This is a genomic window from Azovibrio sp. (assembly GCF_049658005.1).
Lineage (GTDB): Bacteria > Pseudomonadota > Gammaproteobacteria > Burkholderiales > Rhodocyclaceae > Azovibrio.
On sequence record NZ_JBASOH010000099.1, the window covers coordinates 1 to 9,902 of the forward strand.

Genomic DNA, 9,902 nt, shown 5'->3' on the forward strand with positions numbered 1-9,902 from the left:
TTCCTGCACCGGCGATGGCGATGGCGATGGCGATGGCGACGGGCCGGTCGGCGCACTCGGTGTACCGCAGGTAGGACAGAATCTGGGAGGTTGCAGGCCAAGATCGTGGCCACAGGATTTGCAGAACATGGATCCCTCGCTCGGAAAAATTCCAGCGGATTATGCCAAAGCGCGATGACAATAAAAAAACATTTTCAACGCCAAGGCGCAAAGATCACCAGGGAACGTGAAGGGAACGCGAAGAAAAGCCGCTCTCCACCCATCCGCCGGGTGGGCAGCGACGTGCTTCAAGCCTTTTGCCTTGGCGATGAAGTTTCAAGGTTGGCTGGAGCGCGGCCGGCCAGGCGCAGCAGGGGGGAAAGACCGATGATGGCCAGGAGCAGGAGCAGGGAAATCGCCAGCGCCAGCAGGGCTTGCTGAAAATCGTAAAGCCCCGTGTTGAGCGCCAGTTCCAGGGGCATCCAGCGCCGCTGCACCATCAACACCAGCGCCAGGCTCAAGGCGGCCCAGGGCAGCCAGTAGCGGCCTGCCCTGGGTAGCTGGCGCAGGGCCCAGAATGCCGCGAGCACCTGCACGCCCATGGCGTTCAGGAGACAGATGATCGTGATCTGGTACAGCGGCCAGTCAGGCATGGGCGGCCTCGACAGCGAGCCGCAACCGGGCCAGGGCGGTATCGAGGGTCGCCGCCGTGCAGCCGAAATTGCAGCGCAGCCAGCCCGGGGCGCCGAAATCGGCGCCGTCGGAAAAGCCCAGGCCATGCGCCTCGAAATGGGCCGCGGGCTTGGCGAGGTGGAGCTTACGGGCGTCGATCCAGCCCAGGTAGGTGGCTTCCACATGGCTCATGGAGAGGCCGGGCAGGCCGGACACGGCGGCTTCGAGCCGGTCCCGGTTCTGGCGCAAGTGGGTCAGCAGGGCCTGGTGCCAGGCGCCGCAGTCGCGGTAGGCCGCTTCGCAGGCGGCCAGGCCGAGCACATTGACGTGCGGCACGATGCCGGCCATGGCGTGGCCAAAGCGCTGGCGCAGGGCCGGATCGGGAATGACCGCGAAGGCACAGCCGAGGCCGGGGATGTTGAAGGTCTTCGAGGGCGCCATGAGGGTGATGCTCTGCGCCGCCGCCTCCGGCCCCAGGGCGGCAAAGGGCAGGTGCCGCCGCTCTGCATCGAGGATCAGGCCGCAGTGGATCTCGTCGGAGCAGACGATGAGGCCGTGCCGGCAGGCGAATTCGGCGAGCCGTTCCAGCTCCGCCCGGCTCCAGCAGCGGCCCACCGGATTGTGGGGGTGGCACCAGAGCAGCAGTTCCGTGTGCGCGCTGCAGGCTGCTTCCAGGGCTTCCCAGTCGAGCTGCCAGCGGTCGTCTTGCCGGGCCAGTCCGGCGCGCTGCAAGGGCCGCCCGGAATAGACCGGGGCGCTCAAAAAAGGCGGGTAGATGGGCGTCGTGGTAAGGACGCCGCCCGCCACCGTGCGGCAGGCGACGTTGAGGCCGGTGACGAGGCCCGGCAGCCAGACCAGCCATTCCGCCTCTACCTGCCAGCCGTATTCGCCTTCGAGGTGCGCCAGCACCGCCTCGATCAGGGAGGGCCAGGGAGCGCCGTAGCCGAACACGCCATGGCGGATGCGCCGCTCCAGGGCGGCAAGGACGGCAGGCGGGGCGGGGAAATCCATGTCGGCTACCCACAGGGGCAGCACATCCCGGCCGGCATACTTGCCCCACTTGATGGAGTCGGTGCCGCGCCGGTCCGGCACCTGTTCGAAGTCGAATTCCGCCAACTCAGACTTCCAGGTGCGAATACAGGGCCGTCGACAGGTAGCGCTCGCCAAAGGAAGGCAGGACCGTCACGATCAGCTTGCCGGCGTGTTCGGGCCGTCTGGCGAGTTCCAGGGCGGCACTGACGGCGGCGCCGGAGGAGATGCCGGCCAGCAGCCCTTCTTCGGTCGCCAGGCGGCGGGCGATGGCAAAGGCGTCGTCGTTGCTGACCTTGATCACTTCGTCATAGACGTGGGTGTCGAGGATGGCCGGCACGAAACCGGCGCCGATGCCCTGGATCGGATGCGGCCCCTTCTCGCCGCCGGAGAGCACCGGCGAAGCCGCGGGTTCGACGGCCACCACCCGGACGGAGGGCTTTCTTGCCTTGAGGGCTTGGCCGACCCCGGTGATCGTGCCGCCGGTGCCGACCCCGGCGACGAAGATATCGACCTGGCCGTCCGTGTCCCGCCAGATTTCCTCGGCGGTGGTCTGGCGGTGGATTGCCGGGTTGGCGGGGTTTTCGAACTGCTGCAGGATCAGGTAGCGGCTATCGGCCTCGGCCAGTTCGCGGGCTTTCTGGATGGCGCCGCCCATGCCGGCGGGGCCGGGGGTGAGGATCAGCTCGGCGCCGTAGGCTTTCAGCAGCAGGCGCCGCTCGCGGCTCATGGTCTCCGGCATCACGAAGGCACACTTGATGCCCCGGGCGGCGCAGACCATGGCGAGGCCGATACCGGTGTTGCCCGAGGTGGGCTCGAGGATCACGGTATCGGGGCCGATTTTGCCGGCCGCCTGGGCGGCATCGATCATGGCCACGGCGATCCGGTCCTTGACGCTGTGGGCGGGGTTGAGGAATTCCAGCTTCACGGCAAGCGTGGCGCCGCAGCCGGCGCTGATCCGGTTGAGGCGGACGAGGGGGGTGTTACCCACCAGTTCGGTGACGTCGTTGGCAATGTTCATGGAGCACTCCGGGTGAGGGGAAGGAACAAGTGTAGTGGCTACCTCCTGTCCCACAAAGACCCGGTAGCCAGATGCTTATTCCTCGAAGCGATAAACCGGCCGGTTCCGGAGGGTGGCCTGACCCGGCACGCGGCACGCCTAGAAAAATTCACAGGAAAAAAATCGCCCAGCCGAGGCCGGCGTCGTCGTGGGTCACCGCCGCGGCGCGCCAATCGGCTGCATGCGCGGAAATTGTCGGCATAATACTGTTATGTCGGACTGGAAGACTGAAAACAGAGGAAAGCTCAAAATGGCAATACACGATGATCCACGACAAACAGATTTGCGCTGGCACCTGGAAGAGATCGATTTCTCTTGTATCGATAGCGGGAGCGTGCGGGCGCGCGACGACATCTTTCTCCTGGTGTGCAGCGCCTCGTTCGTCGAAAGCGGCGCGGAGACCTACACCCATAATCTGGTCGACTATTTCCGGGGCGATGGCGAGGTCGGAGCATGGCTGGACGAGCAATGGAAAGTCGAGGAACTGCAGCATGGGCGCGCACTGAAAACCTATATCCAGCATGTCTGGCCCGAGTTCGACTGGGATGGCGCTTATGCCGATTTTTTCTCCGAATACGGCAAGCTCTGCAACTGCGACGAACTGGAGCCCACCCGGGGCCAGGAGCTGGTGGCGCGCTGCATCGTCGAAATGGGAACGACCACCTATTATCAGGCCCTCAATGCCGTCTCCGATGAGCCCGTGCTGCGCGACATCGCCTGGCGCATCCGCACCGACGAGGTGCAGCATTACAAGCATTTCTACCACTATTTCCTCAAGTACAAGGAACAGGAACATCTGCACCGACCGCATGTATTTGCCACGCTATGGCGACGCGTGGCCGAGCTGCGCAAGAGCGACGCCGATATCGCGCTCAGGCATGCCGCAGCCTGGCGCTTTCAGGGGGAAGATGAGGCACCGGCGTACGCGGCCATCCAGAAACAGGTGTATGACCTGATGCGCGCGCAATACCCCACGGATCTGGCGGTGCGCATGGCACTCAAGCCCTTGCAATTGAATGCGCGGCTGCAGCGCTGGACGGAGCGGCCCATCGCTGCCTTGGTGCAGCGGGTCTTCCTGAACTGACCGGACAAGCACAAAACGGCCCTGGCTTCTTGGGCCAGGGCCGGTTCTGCCAACTCACCGGGCGCGGGCGCGAGGCTTATTGCAGCAACCCCTCGGCTTGCAAAACCTTGCGCACCGCCGGCCGCTCGGCCACGCGCTTTTGAAACTCACCCAGGGCGGGAAAATCCGACAGATCCACCTTGGCCATACGCGCCCAGCTGGCAACGGTAAACAGGTAGGCATCGGCCACCGTGAAATTCTCGCCCAACAGGTAGGGCTGCTTTGCCAGCACGCCTTCCAGCAGGGCGAAGCGGCGGCGCAGGTGATCCTTGAGTCCGGCGCGCGTGGCCTCGTCCGTATCCGGCTTGAACAGCGGGCTGAAGCTCTTGTGCAACTCGGAGTTGATATAAACCAGCATCTCCTGCAGGCGGTAACGCGCCAGCGTGCCATTGGCAGGTGCGAGACCAAGCTCGGGCTTCAGGTCGGCCAGGTACTGCACGATCACCGCGCCTTCGGTGAGCAGCTGGCCATCGTCCAGTTCGAGCGCCGGCACGTAGCCCTTGGGGTTGATCTGCCAGAAATCACGGCCGGTCTCGGTGCGCTTGGCCATGAGGTCGACCTTCTCCAGCTGCAGGGGAATGCCGGCTTCCTCCGCCACGATGTGGGGCGAGAGCGAACAAGAACCAGGGGAATAGTAGAGCTTCATGCTTTATCTCCATATAGTTAAAGGAAACTACGCCTGAACGGCCGGATGCCGTCGCGGCGGAGCGTGCATTTTACACATCTGACCCGGTCTGCTTGCGAGCTGCCAGAATTTCCGGAGAGGGCAATCGCATCGATGCCAAACCATGCCAACGTTGCCGACTCTGCAAAAATGATCTTTCACGCTCAATGGCTTACGAAATGGATCAAGACAGTGGTCGATATCGCCCGTCGCAAGGTAATGGCGCACAAACTTGACCCGCTGTTGACCCGGGGCGCGACAAGCCCGGCTGTCCCATTCCTTGTCGATTCCGCCTGCACGGCACGATGCCCGGCCTTCTATACAATGGAGGCGCCCCGCGACCCGCCCCGGCACCGCCCTGGCCGATGCGTGCCCCCAGCCAACGCCCCAGCCAACGCCCCAACCAACGCCCCAGCCAACGCCCCAGCCACAACGCCCCAGCCACAACGCCCCAGCCACAACGCCTCAACCACAACGCCCCGGCCAATAAGCGAGCCCCCATGAACGTCCTGATCGTCCACGCCCACCCCGAACCGAAATCCTTCAACGCCGCGATGAAGGATCTCGCCGTCGCCACCCTCTGCGATGCCGGCCACGAAGTCGTCGTCTCCGACCTCTACGCGATGAATTTCAACCCCGTCGCCAGCGCGGCCGACTTCGGCCAGCGCGCCAACCCGGACTACCTCGTGTATGCACTAGAGCAGCGCCACGCCGTCGCCACCGCCAGCCTCGCCCCGGACATCGCCGCCGAATTGGAAAAGCTGCGCCGCGCCGACTTCATCCTCTTCAACTTCCCGATCTACTGGTTCAGCATGCCCGCCATCCTCAAGGGCTGGATAGACCGGGTCTTCGTCTCCGGCGTCTGCTACGGCGGCCGGCGCATCTACGACCGCGGCGGCCTCGCCGGCAAGCGCGCGATGCTGGCCTTTTCCCTGGGCGGACGCGAACACATGTTCGGCCCCGGCGCCATCCACGGCGAACTCGATACCCTGCTGCGTCCCATCGAACAGGGCATGCTCGCCTATGTCGGGCTCACCGTGCTGCCCCGCTTTGCCGCCTACCACGTGCCCTACCTGAGCGACGAAGCCCGCGCCGACTGCCTGGCGCGCTACCGCCAGCATCTCCTCGCGCTCGACACCCTCCAGCCCCTTCGCTTCCCGACGCTGGAGCACTACGACGAACAATTGCGGCCCAAAACCGCTTCCCCGGCAAGCGGCGACTGATGGGCGTCCTTTTTGCCCCTGAGCGCTCGCGAGCCATTCCCCGGCGCTCCGAACGGCACGCGCCGGATCGAAAAACCGGGGTGAGCGAGGTAGGGCAGGGGCATCGCCATTCACCCACCACGTTGCTCGCCAGTTCCAGAAAGCCGGGTTTGGCCCCTGGTGATTGAACTGGGAGCGGGCCTCGCGATCCCAGCGGCGCAGACATAGGCGTTTGCCCTCATTTTTGCCTACCCTGCAACGTAACTCCGGGCCTTGTCGGCGATAATGCCGACCGTGCATTTTTGGCAAGTCCGCTTGCCTATCAGATCGGACCGGATACATGCCTTTGACCCTTCCCCAACTCGAGCGCCACCTGTTCAAGGCCGCCGACATCCTGCGCGGCAAGATGGACGCCTCCGAGTTCAAGGAATACATCTTCGGCATGCTGTTCCTCAAACGCTGCTCGGACGTGTTCGAGCAGCGCCGCGAGGAGGTGATCCGCCTCGAAATGGAAGGCGGCAAGACCGCGGCCGAGGCGCGGCTGTCCGCCGAGAACCCGCGCTGGTACAAGAAGGAAGGCTCGTTCTGGGTGCCGCCGCAGTCGCGCTACGACTTTTTGCTGAACGAGGCGCACCAGAACGTCGGCGACGCCCTCAACAAGGCGCTCACCGGCATCGAAACCGCCAACACCAGCCTGTACGACGTTCTGGAGCACATCGACTTCACGCGCAAGGTCGGCCAGAGCAAGATCCCCGACATCAAGCTGCGCCAGCTCATCACGCACTTTGGCACCTACCGGCTGCGCAACGAGGATTTCGAGTTCCCCGACCTGCTGGGCGCCGCCTACGAATACCTGATCGGCGAGTTCGCCGACTCGGCCGGCAAGAAGGGCGGCGAGTTCTACACGCCGCGCTCGGTGGTGCGGATGATGGTTCGGCTGATCAAGCCGACGCTGGCCCACGACATCTACGACCCCTGCTGCGGTTCCGGCGGCATGCTGATCGCCGCCAAGGAATACATCGACGAGCACGGCCAGGACGGCCGCAAGGCCAATCTCTTTGGCCAGGAGTCGGGTGGCACCGTCTGGTCCATCGCCAAGATGAACATGCTGCTGCATGGCATCAGCACCGCTGACCTGCAAAACGACGACACGCTGGCCGAGCCGCGGCACATCGACAACGGCGAGCTCCGGCGCTTCGACCGCGTGCTCACCAACCCGCCGTTTTCTCTGCCCTGGGGCAACACCGAGAAGACGGCCGACGGCACGCCCGCCTGGGCGCCCAAGTTCCCCGAGCGCTTTCGCTTCGGCCAGGTGCCGCTGGGCGCCAAGAAGGCCGATTTGATGTTCCTGCAGCACATGCTGGCCGTCACCCGCGACGGCGGCATGATCGCCACCGTCATGCCGCACGGCGTGCTGTTCCGCGGTGGCGAAGAGAGGGCCATCCGCGCCGGCATCATCGAAGCAGACCTGCTCGAAGCGGTGATCGGCCTGGCGCCCAACCTGTTCTACGGCACCGGCATCCCGGCCTGCATCCTGGTCCTGCGCCAGCGGGTGCAACGCGGCGCGCAGCGCGTCAGCGGCAAGCCTGCCGAGCGCCAGGGCAAGGTGCTGTTCATCAACGCCGACCGCGAGTTCTTCGAAGGCCGGGCGCAGAACCACCTGCTGCCCGAACACATCGAGAAAATCGTCACCACCTTCGACGAATTCCGCGCCATCCCCGGCTTCTCGGCCATCGAAGGCAATGCCACGCTGAAACAGAACGACTACAACCTCAACATCCGCCGCTATGCCGACAACGCCCCGCCGCCCGAGCCGCACGACGTGCGCGCCCATCTGGTGGGCGGCGTGCCCAAGGCCGAGGTGGCGGACAAGGCCGGCCTGTTCAGCGCCCACGGCCTGGAGCCGCTCGACCTGTTCGTCGAGCGCGACGAAAAGTACCTCGACTTCAAACCCGAACTGGCCAAGCGCCAGGACCTCAAGCCCGCCATCGAGAACAACGCCGGGCTCCTGGCCAAGGAAGCCGCCATCCGCGCCGCCTTCGAAGCCTGGTGGCAGGCGCACAGCCCCCGCATCACGGCACTGGCCGGGCAAATGGACAACGCCGCCGGCCTGGTGGCCCTGCGCAGCGACCTGCTCGCCAGCTTCAGCACCGCGCTGGAAGCCATCGGCCTGCTCGACCCCTTTCAGGTGCGCGGCATCGTCGCCGGCTTCTGGAACCAGACCAAGTACGACTTCCTCACCCTGCAAGCGCGCGGCGCCAGGGGCGTGGTGGATGCTTGGCGCACCAGCATCGTCACCGCGCTGGAAGACAAGGCCGCCAAGGAAAGCCCGCTGGAGCACAAGCTGGTCAAGTTCCTGATGGGCGACTTCGTCGAGGCCATCGCCGAGCTGGAGGCGAAAAAGGCCGAGCTCGACAGCCAGATCAAGGCCGCCGACCCGAAGGATGTGGAGGGCGAGGAAGGCGAAGCCGCCGAGTCCGCCGAGGAGGACGCCGAGGGCGAGAACGCGGTGGACGAAGCCCAGCTCAAGGCGTGGAAGAAGGAACTGGCCGCGGTCAAAAAGCAGCTCAAGGCCAAGAAGGACAGCTTTGCGGCGCACATTGGCGCCGCCGTCAATGGCCTGTCCGCCGAACAGGCCGCCCAGTTGCTGCTCACCATCCTGCACGACGACATGCGCGCCCTCCTCGAGCGCTACATCGCCGCCCAGCGCAAGCAGATCGTTGCCGCCTTCGAGAACTGGTGGGACAAGTATCGCGTGACGCTGACCGAGATCGAGGGCAAGCGCGACGCGGCGGCGCGGGCGTTGCAGGGGTTTTTGAGGGGGTTGGGGTATGTCTGAGCAGATTCCCGCCTCAGGACTTGAATCATTTGCACTCTCCGATATTGCCCATGTCGAAATGGGACAGTCGCCTGACTCTCGATACGTTGTCGAAGATCCCTTTCAGGGCCACGCGTTCTTGCAGGGCAACGCAGAGTTTGGCGCGGTTTATCCGGAGCCTAAGTTCGGGTGCTTGCGGCCCGCGAAGGTATGCAAGGCTAACGATGTTCTGATCTCCGTCCGTGCTCCCGTTGGTGCTATCAACCTTGCAGACCGCGACTATTGCATCGGGCGTGGGCTGGCAGCCATTCGGTGTCAAGGGATCAAGCCATCGCTGCTGGGTGAGGTAATCGCTCGACAGTCCTTGGCCCTACGTCGTGTGGCACAAGGGACCACCTTCGAGGCGATCAACAAGAACGAACTCCTGTCGCTCATACTAAATCTGCCTCCAAGAACAGATTGGCCGAAGATTGCCGAGATCCTCGACACCCTCGACACCGCCATCCACGAAACCGAGGCGATCATCGCCAAGCTCAAGGCCGTCAAGCAGGGCCTGCTGCACGACCTGCTGACGCGCGGCATCGACGCCAACGGCCAACTGCGCCCGCCCCAGGCCGAGGCGCCGCACCTCTACAAGCCGTCGCCGCTGGGTTGGATTCCGAAGGAGTGGGATGTCAAACAGTTTGCGGACCTGCTGGCCGACGTTGATCCAGCCATGAGATCTGGACCTTTCGGTAGTGCACTGTTGAAGCAGGAATTAGTAGAAACGGGAGTCCCTCTTTTAGGGATCGACAACGTCCGTACCGAGCGATTCGTCGCTGACTACACGCGTTTCGTGACACCAAGGAAATTCGCGCAATTGGCACGCTATGCGGTTTCACCCAATGACTTGATGATCACGATCATGGGCACTGTCGGGCGATGTTGTCTCGTGCCGGATGATGTCGGTCAAGCCTTATCCTCTAAGCACACGTGGACGATTTCTCTGGATCAAGACGCCTACTCGCCTTACCTAGCGATGCTGCAGGTCAATTACTCGCCTTGGGTGGTGGGGCATTTCGCTAAAGATCAGCAAGGAGGGACGATGGCCGCCATTCGCTCGGAAACGTTGCGATCAGTTCGGCTTCCAGCTCCCCCGCGTGAAGAGCAGCGCCTTATGGAAGAGCGCCTTCATGAACTCAGCAAGCGTATTGATTTGGAGGTTGACTCGCTCGCAAAGCAACTTGCCGAGAAAGCCGGCCTCATGGACGACCTCCTCACCGGCCGCGTCCGCGTCACGCCGCTGCTGCAGGAGCCGCAACCCGCATGACGCCCCTGCTGCCGCCCGCCGAATCGCTGACGGTCGAGTTCAAGAG

8 protein-coding genes are annotated in these 9,902 nt (G+C 64.1%); 4 read left to right on the plus strand and 4 right to left on the minus strand.

The features are described 5' to 3' along the window. Positions 1–287: 287 nt before the first annotated feature. Genes WBH99_RS09095 through cysK form a run of 3 tightly spaced genes read right to left on the minus strand, consistent with a single transcriptional unit; the run spans position 288 to position 2,701 of the window. Positions 288–632, minus strand: coding sequence for a hypothetical protein (locus tag WBH99_RS09095; protein WP_424219763.1), 345 nt, complete (start codon positions 630–632; stop codon positions 288–290). Continuing rightward, on the minus strand, positions 625–1,767 hold the full coding sequence (locus tag WBH99_RS09100) for a MalY/PatB family protein (RefSeq protein ID WP_424219765.1): 1,143 nt from the start codon (positions 1,765–1,767) through the stop codon (positions 625–627). The genes WBH99_RS09095 and WBH99_RS09100 overlap by 8 nt, the downstream gene beginning before the upstream one ends. Before the next feature lies 1 nt (position 1,768). Beyond that, entirely contained in the window at positions 1,769–2,701 is a 933-nt protein-coding gene (cysK, locus tag WBH99_RS09105; RefSeq protein ID WP_424219766.1) for a cysteine synthase A, read from the minus strand. Between the two features lie 289 nt (positions 2,702–2,990). Here cysK and WBH99_RS09110 point away from each other — a divergent pair, with 289 nt between their 5' ends. Beyond that, on the plus strand, positions 2,991–3,824 hold the full coding sequence (locus tag WBH99_RS09110; protein ID WP_424219767.1) for a ferritin-like domain-containing protein: 834 nt from the start codon (positions 2,991–2,993) through the stop codon (positions 3,822–3,824). Between the two features lie 76 nt (positions 3,825–3,900). Here the strand turns inward: WBH99_RS09110 and gstA are convergent, their stop codons facing one another. Next, positions 3,901–4,509 (minus strand): glutathione transferase GstA, encoded by a 609-nt coding sequence (gene gstA, locus WBH99_RS09115; RefSeq protein WP_424219768.1) that lies wholly within the window; start codon positions 4,507–4,509, stop codon positions 3,901–3,903. Positions 4,510–4,892: 383 nt separating this feature from the next. On the opposite strand from gstA, the gene WBH99_RS09120 reads away from it, so the two are divergent. The 3 genes from WBH99_RS09120 (at position 4,893) to WBH99_RS09130 (ending at position 9,856) form a co-directional block, all read left to right on the plus strand. After that, positions 4,893–5,750 (plus strand): NAD(P)H-dependent oxidoreductase, encoded by an 858-nt coding sequence (locus tag WBH99_RS09120; RefSeq protein ID WP_424219770.1) that lies wholly within the window; start codon positions 4,893–4,895, stop codon positions 5,748–5,750. Positions 5,751–6,069: 319 nt separating this feature from the next. After that, positions 6,070–8,568 carry an N-6 DNA methylase gene (locus WBH99_RS09125; protein WP_424219772.1) on the plus strand — a complete coding sequence of 833 codons (2,499 nt, stop codon included), beginning with the start codon at positions 6,070–6,072 and terminating at the stop codon, positions 8,566–8,568. After that, positions 8,561–9,856, plus strand: coding sequence for a restriction endonuclease subunit S (locus WBH99_RS09130; RefSeq protein WP_424219773.1), 1,296 nt, complete (start codon positions 8,561–8,563; stop codon positions 9,854–9,856). Before WBH99_RS09125 ends, WBH99_RS09130 begins: the two co-directional genes overlap by 8 nt. The last annotated feature ends 46 nt before the right edge of the window (positions 9,857–9,902 follow it).